23 protein-coding genes and 1 tRNA gene are annotated in these 15,288 nt (G+C 57.1%); 20 read left to right on the plus strand and 4 right to left on the minus strand.

Features of this window, described 5'->3' with window-relative positions; all coding sequences use genetic code 11:
• Positions 1-4: 4 nt before the first annotated feature.
• The 19 genes from C4S72_RS08460 (at position 5) to C4S72_RS08545 (ending at position 9,433) form a co-directional block, all read left to right on the plus strand.
• Complete coding sequence (locus C4S72_RS08460) at positions 5-199, plus strand: hypothetical protein (RefSeq protein ID WP_146071881.1); 195 nt, start codon at positions 5-7, stop codon at positions 197-199.
• A gap of 198 nt (positions 200-397) precedes the next feature.
• Positions 398-1,315, plus strand: a complete 918-nt coding sequence (locus tag C4S72_RS08465) for a recombination-associated protein RdgC (RefSeq protein WP_104002578.1) — start codon at positions 398-400, stop codon at positions 1,313-1,315.
• Positions 1,312-1,557, plus strand: a complete 246-nt coding sequence (locus tag C4S72_RS08470) for a hypothetical protein (RefSeq protein ID WP_104002579.1) — start codon at positions 1,312-1,314, stop codon at positions 1,555-1,557. Before C4S72_RS08465 ends, C4S72_RS08470 begins: the two co-directional genes overlap by 4 nt.
• Before the next feature lie 169 nt (positions 1,558-1,726).
• Positions 1,727-2,197 (plus strand): hypothetical protein, encoded by a 471-nt coding sequence (locus C4S72_RS08475; RefSeq protein WP_104002580.1) that lies wholly within the window; start codon positions 1,727-1,729, stop codon positions 2,195-2,197.
• Positions 2,194-2,388, plus strand: coding sequence for a hypothetical protein (locus C4S72_RS08480; RefSeq protein ID WP_104002581.1), 195 nt, complete (start codon positions 2,194-2,196; stop codon positions 2,386-2,388). The genes C4S72_RS08475 and C4S72_RS08480 overlap by 4 nt, the downstream gene beginning before the upstream one ends.
• The gene (locus C4S72_RS08485; protein WP_104002582.1) at positions 2,385-2,654 is read left to right on the plus strand and encodes a hypothetical protein; all 270 of its coding nucleotides are present in this window, start codon (positions 2,385-2,387) and stop codon (positions 2,652-2,654) included. The genes C4S72_RS08480 and C4S72_RS08485 overlap by 4 nt, the downstream gene beginning before the upstream one ends.
• On the plus strand, positions 2,651-3,031 hold the full coding sequence (locus tag C4S72_RS08490) for a hypothetical protein (protein ID WP_104002583.1): 381 nt from the start codon (positions 2,651-2,653) through the stop codon (positions 3,029-3,031). Before C4S72_RS08485 ends, C4S72_RS08490 begins: the two co-directional genes overlap by 4 nt.
• Positions 3,028-4,959, plus strand: coding sequence for a DNA cytosine methyltransferase (locus C4S72_RS08495; protein ID WP_104002584.1), 1,932 nt, complete (start codon positions 3,028-3,030; stop codon positions 4,957-4,959). The genes C4S72_RS08490 and C4S72_RS08495 overlap by 4 nt, the downstream gene beginning before the upstream one ends.
• Positions 4,956-5,480, plus strand: coding sequence for a hypothetical protein (locus C4S72_RS08500; RefSeq protein WP_104002585.1), 525 nt, complete (start codon positions 4,956-4,958; stop codon positions 5,478-5,480). Before C4S72_RS08495 ends, C4S72_RS08500 begins: the two co-directional genes overlap by 4 nt.
• Before the next feature lie 174 nt (positions 5,481-5,654).
• The gene (locus C4S72_RS08505) at positions 5,655-6,101 is read left to right on the plus strand and encodes a hypothetical protein (RefSeq protein WP_104002586.1); all 447 of its coding nucleotides are present in this window, start codon (positions 5,655-5,657) and stop codon (positions 6,099-6,101) included.
• 11 nt (positions 6,102-6,112) lie between these two features.
• Positions 6,113-6,427 (plus strand): hypothetical protein, encoded by a 315-nt coding sequence (locus C4S72_RS08510; RefSeq protein WP_104002587.1) that lies wholly within the window; start codon positions 6,113-6,115, stop codon positions 6,425-6,427.
• Positions 6,424-6,744 (plus strand): hypothetical protein, encoded by a 321-nt coding sequence (locus tag C4S72_RS08515; protein WP_104002588.1) that lies wholly within the window; start codon positions 6,424-6,426, stop codon positions 6,742-6,744. The genes C4S72_RS08510 and C4S72_RS08515 overlap by 4 nt, the downstream gene beginning before the upstream one ends.
• 3 nt (positions 6,745-6,747) lie before the next feature.
• A complete protein-coding gene (locus C4S72_RS08520; protein WP_104002589.1) occupies positions 6,748-7,005 on the plus strand; it encodes a hypothetical protein in 258 nt (85 codons plus the stop codon).
• Complete coding sequence (locus C4S72_RS08525) at positions 6,996-7,214, plus strand: hypothetical protein (RefSeq protein ID WP_104002590.1); 219 nt, start codon at positions 6,996-6,998, stop codon at positions 7,212-7,214. Before C4S72_RS08520 ends, C4S72_RS08525 begins: the two co-directional genes overlap by 10 nt.
• A complete protein-coding gene (locus tag C4S72_RS08530) occupies positions 7,211-7,405 on the plus strand; it encodes a hypothetical protein (protein WP_104002591.1) in 195 nt (64 codons plus the stop codon). The genes C4S72_RS08525 and C4S72_RS08530 overlap by 4 nt, the downstream gene beginning before the upstream one ends.
• Positions 7,406-7,564: 159 nt before the next feature.
• Entirely contained in the window at positions 7,565-7,711 is a 147-nt protein-coding gene (locus C4S72_RS25765; RefSeq protein ID WP_160115474.1) for a hypothetical protein, read from the plus strand.
• A gap of 14 nt (positions 7,712-7,725) precedes the next feature.
• Positions 7,726-8,118, plus strand: a complete 393-nt coding sequence (locus C4S72_RS08535) for a hypothetical protein (RefSeq protein WP_104002592.1) — start codon at positions 7,726-7,728, stop codon at positions 8,116-8,118.
• Between the two features lie 15 nt (positions 8,119-8,133).
• The gene (locus C4S72_RS08540) at positions 8,134-8,334 is read left to right on the plus strand and encodes an excisionase (protein ID WP_104002593.1); all 201 of its coding nucleotides are present in this window, start codon (positions 8,134-8,136) and stop codon (positions 8,332-8,334) included.
• 1 nt (position 8,335) lies between these two features.
• Positions 8,336-9,433: a phage integrase Arm DNA-binding domain-containing protein gene (locus tag C4S72_RS08545; protein WP_104002594.1), complete on the plus strand. Its 1,098-nt coding sequence runs from the start codon at positions 8,336-8,338 to the stop codon at positions 9,431-9,433.
• A 105-nt stretch (positions 9,434-9,538) separates the two neighbouring features.
• Here C4S72_RS08545 and C4S72_RS08550 read toward each other — a convergent pair.
• Together C4S72_RS08550 and C4S72_RS08555 are read right to left on the minus strand one after the other, a co-directional pair.
• Positions 9,539-9,615: transfer RNA gene (locus tag C4S72_RS08550), tRNA-Val, on the minus strand.
• Between the two features lie 128 nt (positions 9,616-9,743).
• The gene (locus tag C4S72_RS08555; protein ID WP_104002595.1) at positions 9,744-12,380 is read right to left on the minus strand and encodes a bifunctional diguanylate cyclase/phosphodiesterase; all 2,637 of its coding nucleotides are present in this window, start codon (positions 12,378-12,380) and stop codon (positions 9,744-9,746) included.
• Positions 12,381-12,442: 62 nt separating this feature from the next.
• Between C4S72_RS08555 and C4S72_RS08560 the strand changes: the two genes are divergently transcribed.
• Complete coding sequence (locus C4S72_RS08560) at positions 12,443-13,264, plus strand: ABC transporter substrate-binding protein (RefSeq protein ID WP_104002596.1); 822 nt, start codon at positions 12,443-12,445, stop codon at positions 13,262-13,264.
• Here C4S72_RS08560 and C4S72_RS08565 read toward each other — a convergent pair.
• Positions 13,252-13,905, minus strand: a complete 654-nt coding sequence (locus C4S72_RS08565; RefSeq protein ID WP_104002597.1) for a response regulator — start codon at positions 13,903-13,905, stop codon at positions 13,252-13,254. The genes C4S72_RS08560 and C4S72_RS08565 overlap by 13 nt on opposite strands.
• Before the next feature lie 7 nt (positions 13,906-13,912).
• Positions 13,913-15,277, minus strand: a complete 1,365-nt coding sequence (locus C4S72_RS08570) for a cache domain-containing protein (RefSeq protein ID WP_104002598.1) — start codon at positions 15,275-15,277, stop codon at positions 13,913-13,915.
• Between the last annotated feature and the right edge of the window lie 11 nt (positions 15,278-15,288).

Here is a 15,288-nt window from a genome sequence, read left to right on the forward strand (position 1 = left end):
CCGCGTGCAAGTGCACCCCAAAGAGAACGGCTGCACCCGCTACCTGGTCACGCTCGGCGTCAACCACGCGTGGATCTACGGATACACCTCCGGCCACATAGTGCGCGATCCAGATGGAGTGCAGATCCATGAGGCCCCTATCGATAACTACCCCGCCGCAGAACTGGTAGCGGTCGGGCATCTGGAGGCGATGCGATGAGCGATCTCCCCCCCCCTTGCAGCGGACGCGCCAGCGCCAAAACCCCGCGGCATGGCAGCAGCAAAAGCCAAAGCACGGGAAATGGCCGCCCATGGCGCCAAGCCCTGGGACTGCCCTTATAAGGCTCAAGCCTGGCGATCTGTCTGGCTGAGTGAACTGGAACGCGCTCAACAGCTGAGTTTGATATAGGAATCGATGATGCTCTTCTTCAAAAACGCCACCTGGTACCGCTTCACACCCGATACCGACTTCAGCGCCGATAAGCTTGAACAGGCTCTGTCCGCCAAGCCCTTCACCCCGTGCAGCCGTCACGAACAGAAGCGCACTGGCTGGACCTCACCGACTCACGGCCTGACCGAAAGCCCTGTCTTCGCCAGCACCGGTTACCTGCTCATCTGCTTGCAGGTGGAAGAACGAATCCTGCCGGGCTCAGTGGTACGCGATGCCCTCAACGAGAAGGTCGAACAGATCGAGCACGACGAGGAGCGCAAGGTTTTCCGGAAGGAACGCGCCCAGCTTAAAGAGGAAGTGACCTTTGAGCTGCTGCCCCGAGCGTTTACCCGCCGCAAGCCGACCTGGGCACTGATCAGCGCTGAACACGGCTTTATCGTGGTCGACGCCAACAGAATGGCCAAGGCCGAGGCATTGCTGAGCGAACTGCGCGAAGCCCTGGGATCGCTCCGGGTACGCCTGCCGGAAGTCCAACGCTCACCAGGCGCCACTCTCTCGAGCTGGATCATCGACGGCAGCGACATCCCTACGCCGTTCCAGCTGGAACAGGAGTGCGAACTGCACGACACCCTCGCCGAGGATGCCGGCGTGATCAAGGTAAAGGGCCAAGACCTCACCAGCAACGAGATCCGCGCCCACATCGAGGGCGGAATGGAAGTCACCAAACTGGCCCTGTGCTGGGAGCAGCAACTGCGCTTCATCCTCAAAGACGATCTCACCCTTGCCCGCCTCAAACTGACCGACAAATACCGCGACCAGCAGGAAGAGCAATCACCCGAGGAAGAACTGGCCGCCCTGGATGCCGATGTGACCCAACTTGGCCTCGAATTCACACGCCTGATCCCGCAGCTGCTGGAGGCGTTTGGTGGGGAGATGGAGCGATGAAATTCTCAATGAACGGCTTTCGCCGCCAGCTTTCCGGCGATGTAGAGAAGCTTCGCGAGTACGTCGTCGATGCAATCAATGGCGAGGTCACTGATCAAGAAGACTTTGCCGACGCCATTAACGACGTTATCTGCAAGGTAAACGGCCTCAACTGCGTCTTTGTGAAAGATGACCCCGACTTCACGGATATGGGCGATATCGAAATTGACGTTGTTGATTTCGATGGCGAGATAGCCCGATGAACCGCCCTCTCAAGCCTGAGGAACTGCTCGAGTCGCCACCTCCCGAACGTTGCCGGGATACCAGTGACCTATTCAGCAGCTGCCCAACCTGCAACGACGGAATCTGCACCAGCGGGTGCACCAAAGGAAAAGCAGGCGCCGAAAATGAGCGCCAGCGGGAGGACGAATCATGATCCCAGCAAGTGCATACAACCAAGAGCGCAGCACTCGCAACGACCGCGCCATCAAGAACAACGCAGCCGCTATCGAGACGGATCTTAAAGCGTTTGACCTATCCGGTACCGAGATTGCCAGCAAGTACGGCATATCCGAAGGGAGAATCGCCAAGCTTGCTGACGCCCTAGGCATCAACATGGTCGAGCGCAGCAGTGAGCTGCGCAGACGGCGTAAGGCCAAGCAAGCCGCAGAAGATGACGCCAAGGTTCTCAGCGACCTAAAGCGCACCAAGAAGCCCGTGCACGTTATCGCGCAACACCGTGGCGTATCAGCCAACCGTGTCACTGCTGTGGCAAAGCGGCACGGCATCAATCTTAACGAGCGCAAGCAGGCGTCAGGCGAGCCAAAACCCGCCGAGAAGCTAACCGGTGCCCGCTACTGGCTGAGCAGGCCTTTCACTGCAAGTAATGGAGATGCGGCATGACCTCAGCAATTATCGGCATAAACCCGAAAACAAAGCACTGCGAAGTCGCTGGTGTTGACAACGAAGACACCCGAAACGAATGCGCAAAGCACGGATACATCACGGTTCTCGTGGCGCTTGATGTCGCCCGCGAGTCTTTCGGAAAAGAGATACCGGATATATATGCGCTCTTTGAAGGAGGTGCAGCATGAATACCATACTCGACGGACACGTAGGCGACGAGCAGGAGCATGTAGGCGGCAACTGTTCGGAAACTCCGAAGGGTTCGCTAGCAGTTGGCACCCGTGTCACCAGCCTTGAGCGCAACCGCACCGGCGTGATTGAAGGTCTGTGCGAGTACAAACCCGGGTGTTACCTGGTGAAGCCTGAAGCACCTACCGAAACCGAGGTGGCGTATCAGTCCCGCTGGATCTGCGCGTTTGACCAGGTGGAGATAGTTAGCGAGGTAGCGGCATGACCACGAACCACGAAGCAGCAATATACCTCGCCCTGGACGCCCTCCAGTTCGCTGACCGCATCAGCCCCGAATGGGATGCAGAGCGCCAGCTGAAGCACCTGCGTGAGCAGATCGGTATGGCGCGGAAGCATTTGGAAGGACCGTCGGCCGAGCAGCTGAAAGAGATCCAGGCCAAAGCCGTGATGGAGTTTGCCGGCGTTCCTGTCGGAGCCTTTGAGGCGAACTTCATTGAAACGCCTCACCTGACCATCGCTGAGCTTTATCAGTATGCACGCCACCACGTCCGCGACCACTACGGATATGAAGCTAAGTCGCTTGCCGATGAAATGGGCGAAGACTTTGCGCGGGAGTGCATGGGTAAGGAGGACGGCCAGTGAACGCAATCAACAACCACTTTGCCACCCAGTACGGCCTCCCTCTCAACGAGTACGACGACTATATCAACGTTGATCTGTTTGCCGGTGGCGGTGGCGCCAGCACTGGTCTGGAAATGGGGCTGGAGCGTCCGGTGCATATCGCCATCAACCACAACCCGGCAGCGATCAGCATGCACCAGGCGAACCACCCGGGATGCCTGCATCTGGAAACGGATGTTTGGGATGTTGACCCGGCAGAGGTGCTGGCTGGCCGCAAGATCGGCTGGTTTCACGCCTCACCGGACTGCACCCACCACAGCCAGGCCGCTGGCGGACAGCCGCGTAAAACCGAGATCCGCAACCTGTCGTGGGTCGTGACCAAATGGGCCGGCAAAACGCGCCCGCTCGTTATGAGCTTGGAGAACGTCAAGCAGATCCGCCAGTGGGGACCGCTGATCGCTAAACGCTGCAAGAAAACTGGTCGCGTGATGAAGCTGGATGGCTCAGTCGCAGATCCCGGCGAACGTGTGCCACGTAACGAGCAGTACCTGGTGCCGGATAAGAAGCGCCGGGGCAAAACGTGGCGCCGATTTCTTCGGACCCTGCAGCGGTTGGGCTACGACGTTGACCACCAACTGCTAAAGGCTTGCGACTACGGAGCACCCACCAGCCGTGAGCGCCTGTTTATGGTTTGCCGTTCCGATGATCAGCCCATCGAATGGCCGGAAGTCTCTCACGCAGCGAAGCCGAAAAAGGGCCAGAAGCCCTATCGCACTGCCGCTGAATGTATCGACTGGAGTATCCCGGGCCAAAGCATATTCAGCCGCAAGCGCTCTCTTGCTGACGCAACGATGCGCCGGATCGCTAAGGGCATTAAGCGAGAGGTGATCGACCGTGCCGAGCCGTTCCTTGTGCCTATCGCCAATTGGTCGCAGGAAACCGTTCACCCGGTAGATCAGCCGCTGAACACGATCACAGCCTGGCCGAAGGGTGGATCTTTTGCGGTGGCTAATGCAGCAGTCGTTCCCGTAACCCATCAGGGCAGCGATCGCATGCACAGCCTGAGCGACCCAATGCGAACCATAACAGCCGCCAGCCGTGGAGAATTGGCGCTGGCATCTGCCAGCCTGGTGAAATTCCGCTTCAACTCTGCAGGTGGACCGATAGATGAACCGCTGCCGACCATAACCAGTGGAGGAAATTGTAAGCGCCCAGCCGGTGCCGCTCATGCCATGGGCGTGGCAACTGCCTTTCTCGCTCAAGCGAATGGCGGATTCAACACCACGCACAGCAAGCCGCTCGATGGCCCGATGACAACAATCACCAACACCGGCAGTCAGCAGCAGCTTGTCGCCGCTCACCTGCTCCACCTTCGTGGAAACTGTGACGCCCGGGCGGTAGACGATCCGTTGCAGACCATCAGCGCCCGCGGCCAGCATCATGCACACGTTACAGCATTCCTCTCTCGCCAGTTCGGCGCCAGCGTCGGCCAAGCTGCAGATGAGCCGGCGCCGACAATCACGGCAGGCGGTGGCGGGAAAACCTCACTGGTTGAGCTAAAGCTGTCGCCTGAAGCGGAGGAAGGCGCCCTGCGCTGTGCGGCGTTCCTGATGCGTTACTACAGCGAAGGCGGGCAATGGGGAGAACTGGACGAGCCTCTGGATACGGTAACCACCAAAGACCGCTTGGCGCTGGTCACCGTGTGGATCAAAGGCGATCCCTACGTGATCGTTGATATCTGCCTGCGCATGCTCCAGCCCCACGAGCTGTACGCCGCTCAGGGTTTCCCGAGCAACTACATCATCACCCACGGCCACGACGGGCGGAAGTTCACCAAGTCCGAGCAGGTCCATATGTGCGGCAACTCAGTGAGCCCGCCGCCAATGGCCGCTATCGCCCGGGCAAACAACCCGTACCGAGTCGAACTAAAACAGGAAGTAGCAGCATGAAGGTTGAATCAACCACCGTCCGCAAACTGATGATCACGGAGATAGAAGCACTCGACCCTATCAGCGTGATCATCGAGAACCACGAACCCGGAAAGGGAAAGATCATCATCGAGTGCTATGGCGATGCCTGGTCGAGCTACTGGGGAGCAATGAGCGGTCAGAGTATTGAGCAGTTTTTCTTGCGGTGTGATGAACACTACCTCGCCAACAAGCTCAGCGCTATTAGCTCCACCATGGTGGCAGACACTGATGAGATCAGAAAGCGCATCAAAGCTGACATCGTAAAGATGCGGCGCCAAGGCGAGTTATCCAAAGAAGAAGCCGATCACTTTTACCGGCGCGCCGAAGATATTGAGATCGATAACAGCTACTGCAACGATCATTCCTTGGTTGAAGCTATTTGGGGCGAGGAGTGGTTTAGAGATCTCCATGAAGTACCCAACCCGAAATACGAATACCTGTGCCGAATAATCCGCACCGTTCAGATCGCTATACGTGAGACAGAAAGGGTGGCTGCATGACAGCGACACACTGGGACTGGCAGCGAGCCTGCCGAGAGATGAATCAGAGGCCCAGCGCCAGCAAGACCAACCAGGTGCAGTCCCAGCGCTGCCCCTATCCAGAATGCAACTGCCCTTTAGATATCGCGGACCCTAAGTTTTGTGCGCGTGGGCTGAAGCGGTGAGGAGGAAGGTATGAGCAAGATCTACTACAAGATGACGCTGGCACCCGCCGAAGAAGGCATGACCATTACGACCAAGAAGTTCGTTTCGATTCATGAGACGCCCTGCTTTCACTACTGCGTTCTGGAGCGCGACAGGGGATTCGCTGAACTGGTCATCAATGGCAAGCAGTACTCAGGAACGCCACTAACGCGCCTGAAAAAATGCCACATCAGGGTATTCCGCATCGACAAGGTGAACAGCCGCATCGCCTTCCCTACCGAACAGAAGGCCTATGAGCACCTGCTGTTCCTGAAGCGCAAGCACATAGCCAACATGAAGCGGGATATGGCACTGGTCACCGCTTTTCTGGAGGAGTCCGAAGGCAAGCAGCTGGATGACTTTGAAAAGAATGACTGGGGCTGGCCGTATGCACCTGGCACTCAGGATCTCGTTCACCAGCACTACGCATTCGATTGAGCGGAGGCCAGATGAGCAACGTAACCATGCATGTGAAGCTACCACCCACGCAAGCCGGAAAACTACTCCAGAAGAGCATGAAGCTCGAGAAGAAAGTGGCTGAACTGACCGACGAGATTGAGCGGCTTAAGCAGGAGTGTAACCGGCTTAAGGCCCGCGAGGATGCCATGTGTGATCTGCAATACGCCGAGGGAGCAAAGCGCGGTTTTGTATGGGGGCAGCATGACGATAATGCCGCGCTAGCCGCTTGTGTCGATGGTCGCATCCCGGAGGCCACCAGGCAGCTTAAAGTGCTGCGCGCCAGCGCTGAGGAGGTGAAGTCGTGAGCTGTGAATACGTCCAGAAATACTACAGCGTGCCAGCCTGCATCGGCCGGCGCGTTGAAGTCAGTGGCCGCCCCGGCGTTATTGCCCAGGACTGCGGTCACTACATCGGCGTGAATTTCGATACCGACAAGCCTGGTCAGATCAGTCCCTGCCACCCCACCTGGAAAGTTGAATATCTGGGTATTGGCAAGGTGCGGAAGATGACGCGAAGCCAGCAGCGCTACAAGCGATACCTCGAATACGGCGACTGCTTTGAAAACTTCCTCGACTTCTGCCGTTGGGATGCTGAGCCTGAGCATTCATGGAACAGGGGGTGAGCAATGGCTTTATCTGACGATTACATCGAATCCCTCTTCCAGGGCACGAACTTTGGCGAGCAAGTGAACGGAAGCATCGCAGAGAAGCGCAAGCTGCTCAGTAAGTCGCTACGAAACCAGCTGGATGGATATTGGTCTGGCCGCACTATCTACCAAATTATGGTGACTGGCGGGTTTCTACATGATGCGAAGTCGAGCGAAAAGAAGCGCCTCACCCAGCTTGGCGAGGCATTCCTGCAGGAGAGTCTGCCATGCAGCTAAACGAACACACAAAGCTGATCCTCGGCATGCCGAACTTCAAGTGCGCACCGATCGCTCACCGCCTGGTCAAGCTCGGGCATGAGATACCGCCGCGCTCAGAAGACGAACAGGCCTACGTCATCAACTGGATGCTGGAGCTGTACGAGCAGTACGGTAAAGGATGGAGCGAGCATGCAGAAAGAGTGCTTGCTGGGGAGGTGGAGTCGTGAACGAACTAATCGCACTTCTCGTTGAAGCTGATAAGCAGCTGCATGAACTGCAAATACTGGATCGCAACGGTACCGACGCTGATGAAGATGAGTACAGCAACGGCTACCGGGCGGGATTTGCCGAAGGCCAACAAAAAGGCATTAAGGAAGCGATGAAGCTGGTAGCTAGCCGTCTTGAGAAGACGCTTTGAGGCCGAAGAGTAACGCCACCCAGGCACCGGGCGGCAAGTGATCCCGATTAATGAACACCAGATAGAGGCGGAAACGAAATGGCAGAGTTAAGACCGACGACATGCAAAAACTGCGGATCACCGCGCCTTGCGCCCATGGATCGCGGCACATGTAGCTGCATGGGCGGACTCGCCGATGTCACGCCTGAGCAGTTTATTGCCCGGGCAAAATCATGGGGTGGGTTTGTGGTTTATAGCCCGGAACGCGACCGGTTTGTTGCGGCCAGTATCGATGAATTGCCCGAATATTTCCCGGGCGGCAAGTAGAAGAGGAAGCCGATATGGATAACCGAGTTTTTAACGTGAATGGCTCTGGCGATGAAATGCTAAAAGCCGCGCTATCCCTGGCATTTAAACAGGAAGGCGAGCGAACAACCTGCAAATCATGGATGCAGACCAAAAAACACGGACTCGTTCTTTTGTGGTGCGCTGGTGAAGGTGACAGCGATCTGCCGGTACCGCTTGATAGTGAGTCTGTATTCCCGCTCGTGAGGCAGTGGCTTGACGGTGAGTTCGCCCAGGATGTTGAGCCAAGCGAGTGGTGCGACGACATGGACCATGATGGGGATAACTCGAATGGTTGGCAGGTTTACTGTGAAGCCTGGGGGCATGTTGCAGACAACCATTATGCGATCTGCGGAATCAAGCCGGCTTACATGTGGCATGGCAAGTAGAAGAGGATTACCACCATGGCTGAGAAGTTGATGCCGCTGCACAAGTGGCGGAAAGAACGGTTCACCACCCCGCCGGCTGCAGCCACGGCAAGGCGCTGGGCCGAGAATGGCGACATTCCGGCTAAACTGATCTGCGGGAAGTGGTACGTGAAAGTTGAGCAGGAGCTACTGGAAACCGGTGACGATCTGGTTGATCAGGTATTGAAGGCGGGTTGATATGGCAGCGAGAAAGCGGAGTCGTCAGAAGCGCGACCTGGAAGCCAATCTCTATGAGACTGGCGGCTACTACCGGTACAAGCACCCACAGACCGGGAAGTTTCACGGCATGGGTAAAGACAAGTCAGCGGCCAACGCGGCCGCTCGCAAGCTCAACGCCATGCTGCTGAAGCCGAACGATCATGTCAGTCGCGTGATGGCAACGGATGCCGTTCTATTCTCCGTACTGGTTACCAGGTATCGCAACGAGTACCTGCCGACCAAGAAGCTGAAGCAAACCACGATGGACGAAACCGGCTACCGACTCAACCGACTAAACAAGGATCTCGGTCACCTGCAGGTCTGCGACATGTCGATTCGCCAGCTGGCTGAGTACCTGGACGACTCTTTCAAAAACAACGCCTACACCAAACACCGCGGCCTGCTGTCCGATATCTTCAAATTCGGGATCACCAAGGGCCTGGCCGAAAGCAATCTGGCAGAAGAGACCTTGGCCAAAGCCGCTGATGAAAAAGAGCGTCTGCCGCTCAGCAAGAAATGGTTCGACCAGATCTACGCCAACGCCGATGAGTGGCTGCAGGTTGCCATGGACTTCGCCTTGATTTCTCTGCAGCGCCGATCCGATGTGTGCGCAGCGCGGTTTGAGGATATCGAGGGAGGTTACTTAAAGCTGGTGCAGCAGAAGACAGAGAAATTCGGCGTGCGTGCCCACCTGCGTATCGAGATCGGCCCGTCGCTGGAAAAGGTGTTCAAGCGAAGCCGTGCGTCTGGTATCGCCAGCCCGTACATCATTCACCGCCGGCCAAAGCGGATCCGTGAAAGCAAAGACACGACGCACTGGAGCCAGGTGCGGCCGGAGATATTCAGCAAGGAGTTCGCCAAGGCCCGAGATAAGGTGCCGGAGATCGCCAAGCTACCAGCAGCCAAACGCCCTACTGTTCACGAAATCAGAGCGCTAGGTGGTCACCTGTATCTTGAGGCAGGGTTTAGCGAGGAGTATGTGCAGACCCTGATGGGTCACAGCACTGCAGCGATGACAGCGGACTACACAGACCGGCACCTGGAGTGGACGACATGCGGTGCCGGACTGAAAATCTGACCGTCTCCACACCACTGTATTTTGCTAAAATTTTGCTAATTTTTTGCAGAAACAAAAACAGCCACCGGATTCATCATCGCAAGTGGCTGTTTTTGCTAAAGAATTTGGTAGGACTAAGCAGACTCGAACTGCTGACCCCCACCATGTCAAGGTGGTGCTCTAACCAACTGAGCTATAGTCCTAGATGCTTGGGCTGTGTTCTGCCTCAAACGTGGTGCGTATTATATATATCGATTCGCCGCGCGCAACCCTTTTTTTGAAGATTTTTTTATTTAGTTTTCAACGCGTTAGAATTCTGTTCACAACTTGATCAGACGCCCAGGGCAGCCTCACACGAAGCCGCTGCGAAGAGGGCGGCGGCCTCTTCTGCCAACAGGGGCTTGCTCAGCAAAAAGCCCTGTGTCAGATCACAGCCTGCATCCTGCAGGAAACGCAGCTGCACTTCATCATCTACGCCTTCTGCGACTACCTTCATCTGCAAACTCCTGGCGACGGCAAGCATGGCGTAGATGATCTCTTCATCACTGCGGTTCTTGCCGATGCCGATCACAAAGCTGCGATCTATTTTCAGGTAGTCCGCCTGCAGCTGCTTCAGGTAGCTGAGTGATGAATAACCGGTACCGAAATCGTCGATAGAGACCAGAATCCCCGCCACCTCAAGCGCTGAGAGATTGGTACGTACCATCGGCGATTTACTCATAAGGGTGGTTTCGGTGATCTCCACGATAATGCGATGGGTGCCGATGCCGTGGCGTGCCAGCGTCGCCAGCAGGCGGCCGGCGATATCATCGCGGGCCAGCTGCACGGCGGAGATGTTCAGGCTTAGATAACGTACATCAAGCCCCGCCCTGTCCCACTTTGCCAGCTGGGCGATCACTGTATCCATCTGCCAGGCGCCAAGTTCGACAATCATGCCACTCTCTTCCGCCACAGAGATAAACTCTGCCGGCGATACCCATTCACCGGCCTCATTCTGCCAGCGCATCAACACCTCGGCACCCAGCGGTTTGCGGGTACGGGTATCGAAGATCGGCTGATACCTGACCGAGAGCTGATCGCCATTTTCCACCGCGACCCTGAGACCCTGCTCCAGGTCCACACGGCGCTGCATCAGGTAATCCATCTGCTGGTCAAAAAACCGGTACAGGTTGCGGCCGTCGTGCTTGGCCTTGTACATGGCCAGATCCGCCTGGCGCAGCAGAGTCGCGGGCTCGGTCTCTCCAGACTGCCCCAATGCGATCCCCACACTGGCGGTCAGCTGAAAACGGGAGCCGTTCAGATCAACAGGCCTCGCCAGCACTTTGATCAGCCGCGCAGCCAGTTCCTCAAGACCATGCTTACTGACCGACTGGCTCACGACCAGCGCAAACTCATCACCGCCAAGGCGCGCCAGCAGCACATCGGCGCTGATGGCGTTGACGAGGCGTTTGACGGTAATGACGAGCAGCTTATCCCCTTCTAGATGGCCGAGGGTATCGTTAACCGTTTTGAAGTTATCGAGATCGAGATATAACAGACCAACGTCGGAACCGCTTTGCGCGGACAGTATCTCGCCCAGCGACTCCATCAGCTTACGGCGGTTAGGCAACTCGGTAAGCTGATCGTGGAACGCGAGAAATAGCTCGCGCTGCTCCGCTTCCCGCCGCGCTGTCACGTCTTCATGCACGGCCACGTAATGACTGATCAAACCCTGCTCATCGGTAATCGGCGTAATGGTCTGATCCACGATCAAACGCCTGCCATCCCGTGTCAGGTTTACCACTTCGCCACGCCAGACCGCTCCTGAGCTAATGGTTTCCCAGAGGGTACGGAAGAAAAAACGGTTGTGCTCGCCGGAGTTGAGAATCGAGGGACGCAGCCCCTGCACCTGCTCCTGGCGGTAACCGGAGAGACGGGTAAACGCCTCGTTAACCCACTCAATAAAACCGTTACGGTCTGTGATAATCACCGCATTGGCAGTGGTGCTGATCGCAGTCCCCAGCAGTTGCAGACGATCTGCCATTTTTGCCTGCCTGCGCGCCATTCCCCAGAGCAACGTGGTAACCGCGCAGATAATCAGCACGATGCCCGCTACCAGCCAGGACAGTCGCTCAGTTAATTTGCGCCAGGACGCCAGCCCCTCCGTCATATCGTATTTAAGCGAGATAACCACCGGAAACATCGACGTGGAACGGAAGGTTTCAAGGTACTCGCGCCCGTCTTCAATACGGGTGAACGCACCCCACTCCTTTTCGGACAGTCTCGAAACGAAAGGCTCTGCGCCACTATGTGAAATACCGGGCAGGTCGTCACTGTTCCGCGAGGCGACCAGAAGCACCCCATCGTAGCGATACAGAGCCACGCTAGCAGGCAGGCTCTCGATCAGGGGGCGGAACTGCTCACGCACCGAATCCGGGTTCCAGATCGCCACCAACCAGGCGACAGGCTCTCGCTTCTCATTTAGTAGCGGTAGACACACCGGCAATTGATAGATACCGGATGAGGCCAAAGGGGACGTCAGGCTGCGACCACTGATAGGGCGTCCAAATAATATTGGCAGACCGGCGTACTGTTCAGACAGGCAACTGACACCGCTTATCTGCGCACCTGTCGAGTCCGGCACCGAGCTTGCCAGTACCAGGCCTGCTGGCGTCACTACAGCAAGCTCGCGCAGCTGCGGACTCATATCGATCAACCCGGCAAGCCGACGCGTCAGCTCCAATGGCCTGAACAGCATCTCCGGCTCATAGCCCAGCTGCACGCGCAGTGAATTGAGGCGCCCCTGGATATCCTGGATGCTGCGCACGGTTCCGCCTTCCAGCGAGTGAGCCAGAACCTCTGTGGTTTCCGAGATGCTGCTGCGCGCCCGCTCCTCACCTATCTGATGAAAAACGGCAAAGACCAGCAGAAAACTGATGATCAGTGCAAAACCAGTCAGGGGAAGAAGAGATATACGGGTCCAGATCAATGGCGGGCTATCCCAAAATACATATAGTGCACATCATATACGTATAACAGAGGCCATACAGGATGAACCGAATCAAACTTGCGACAGGTCAGTCTTTTTTAACGCTGCTGCTACTGATGCTTGCACTCGCTCCTGCGCAAGCGGACGACCGACTTGAACGCATCCAGAGCGCAAACCAGTTACGCGTCTGTATCTGGCCTGACTATTTTTCGATCAGCGCCCGCCACCCCAAGACCGGCAAGCTGGAGGGTATAGACATCGAGCTGGCCGCAGACTTTGCCAGGGATCTCGGCGTAGACCTCTCGTTCGTCGAAACCCACTTTGGCCGCTTTATGGACGACCTGGAGCAGGATGCCTGTGACATCGGCATGTTTGCCATCGCAATCACGCCAGCGCGCGCCGAACGTATCGACTACAGTGCGCCTTACCTGGCCAGCCACATGTACGGCGTGACCACCAAGACTCATCCGGGCCTGAGCCGCTGGGAAGATATGGACCAGCCAGGCAACGTGATCTGTGTTCAGCGCGGCACCTACATGGAAAGCTTCATGAAACAAACACTGCGTCACGCCGAGGTACTGGTGGTGACCGATCCGCGCGAACGGGAAGAGGCGGTACTCTCCGGGCGCGCCGATGTGTTTATTACCGACTACCCCTACTCACGCAAGGTGCTGAGATTTTACGAGTGGGCGCGACTGATCGAGCCCGAAGACAGCAACGGCCCTCGCCCCTTCAAATACGCTTATGTCGTCGCTAAAAACCAGCCGGAATGGCTAGGCCGCGTTAACCGGTTCGTCAGCCAGATCAAGCAGGACGGCCGCCTGGAGCAGGCCGCCACTAACAATGATCTGCTGCCGGCCGTCGTGTTCGCTCAGGACAACTGAACCAGGTTGTGCTCGATCGCGTATTTCACCAGCCCCGCCGCCGTCTGGATGTTCAGTTTGGACTTGATATTCTGGCGGTGGGTTTCGACCGTGCGCACCGAGATATCCAGCTCGCGGGCGATCTCCTTGTTGTTTCGCCCGCCGGCCAGCAAACGCAGCACGGTCAGTTCCCGTGGCGTCAGCACACTGCCATCATCCGCCGGAGCGCTCGGCTCGTCAAAGCGCGCAAACAGTGTCTGGGAAGCGCCAGAGCTGAAATAGGTGCCGCCGTGATGCACGGTTTCGATCGCTTTCACCATCTCCTCTGAGGAGACATCCTTGAGGATGTAACCAGACGCGCCGGACTGGATCAGCTGAAGAATATACTCGCGGTTATCGTGCATGCTGAGGATCAGCACGCGCACCTCAGGACAGCATTCACGCAGCTTTTTGGTCGCTTCGAAGCCGTTCATCACCGGCATCGACACATCCATCATCACCACATCGGGTTTTAGCTCCATGGCAGCTTCTACCGCCTTAAGCCCATTGGCCGCATCGCCCACTACCCGGATACCCGGCTCGGCCTCAAGACGCGCGCGGATACCGTCGACCACCAGCGGATGGTCGTCAACCAAAATGACATTGATCGGTTTATCGGTCATTACTGCCCTATCCCAGTACCTGTGGCCCCTTGAGCGGCAGCGCCACGCGGATGCGAGTGCCCTCACCCTCACCGGCGTCTAGCCGGTACTCACCGCCCAGCAACTCAACGCGCTCACGCATGTTGCGCAGGCCGATGCCTAGCATATGCCGATTTGCCTGGGGATCAAAACCGCAGCCGTTATCCTTTAGATCAAGACGCACCTTGCCACCCTGATGATCCAGCTTCAGGGCGATATCGCTGGCGTCGGCGTGTTTTTCCACATTGGTCAGCGCTTCCTGTATCAACCGGTAAAGAGTGATCTCTATATCTTCCGGCAGGCGGGTCTCCGGCAGGGCCACCTCTTTGCTGATACGGATATTGGTGCGCTCGGAGAAGTGCTCGAGCAATGCTGCCAGACCGCGCTCGAGCCCAAGATCGTCGAGAATGCTGGGGCGCAGATCATGTGAGATGCGTCGCACCTCCTGAATCGCCTGGTTGAGCACCTCACGGCCAACATTGAGATCCTCGAGCCCCTTCATCTCCCCCTGCCCCAGCTTGCGCTGCGCCAGCTCGATCCGATAAAGCACAGTGACCATCAACTGATTAATACCGTCGTGCAGTTCGCGGGAGAAACGCCGCCGCTCATCGACCTGAAACTGGATCGAGCGGTGCGCGAGCGAGCGCAGACGCGCATCGGCCAGACGCCCCTCATGCAGGTTGATCGCCAGCCCCAGCAGCACGATGATCAGCGTCACGCTGGAGACGATCACACTGACGTTGAAGAAGTTCTGCCGGATATTCATGCTGACTTCACCGCGAATCTGGCGCAGCTCAGCACTGATATCGTCCAGGTAAAGTCCGGTGCCGTACATCCAGCCCCAGTCCTTTATTTCCACCACGTATCCCAGTTTGCTCTCTACCTCATCCCGCCTGGGGTTGTGCCAGAGATACTGATGATAGCCACCACCGTCAGCAGCGATTCGCAGCAGATTGCGGATCACATAATCGCCGCTGTAATCCTGCATGTCGATCAGGTCCTGACCGACCAGCTCCGGCTGAATCGGATGGACCAGGTTGACGCCATCCTCGTCATAGACGAAAAAGTAGCCGTCCTCACCGAAGGTCATATCGTTGAGGATTCGCTTCACCTCCTGCTTGGCCAGATCCTCATCCTCGCCGGCAGCCTCGCGAACATGAACAACCGCGGCCTGCGCCATTTCGACATAATGCCGGAGCTCCCGGCGCTTTGAGTCGAGCAGGTTATCTTCGAAGATGGCGATCTCCTGCTCAGACAGCAGCACCGCCCCCTTGCTGCCCAGCCAGGTGATCAGAGTCGCCACCAGCAACATGGGCAGAATCGCCAGCAGCATGATTTTTATCTTCAGCGACATGACAGGCTCAA

The organism is Marinobacterium lutimaris (assembly GCF_900108065.1).
Lineage (GTDB): Bacteria > Pseudomonadota > Gammaproteobacteria > Pseudomonadales > Balneatricaceae > Marinobacterium_D > Marinobacterium_D lutimaris.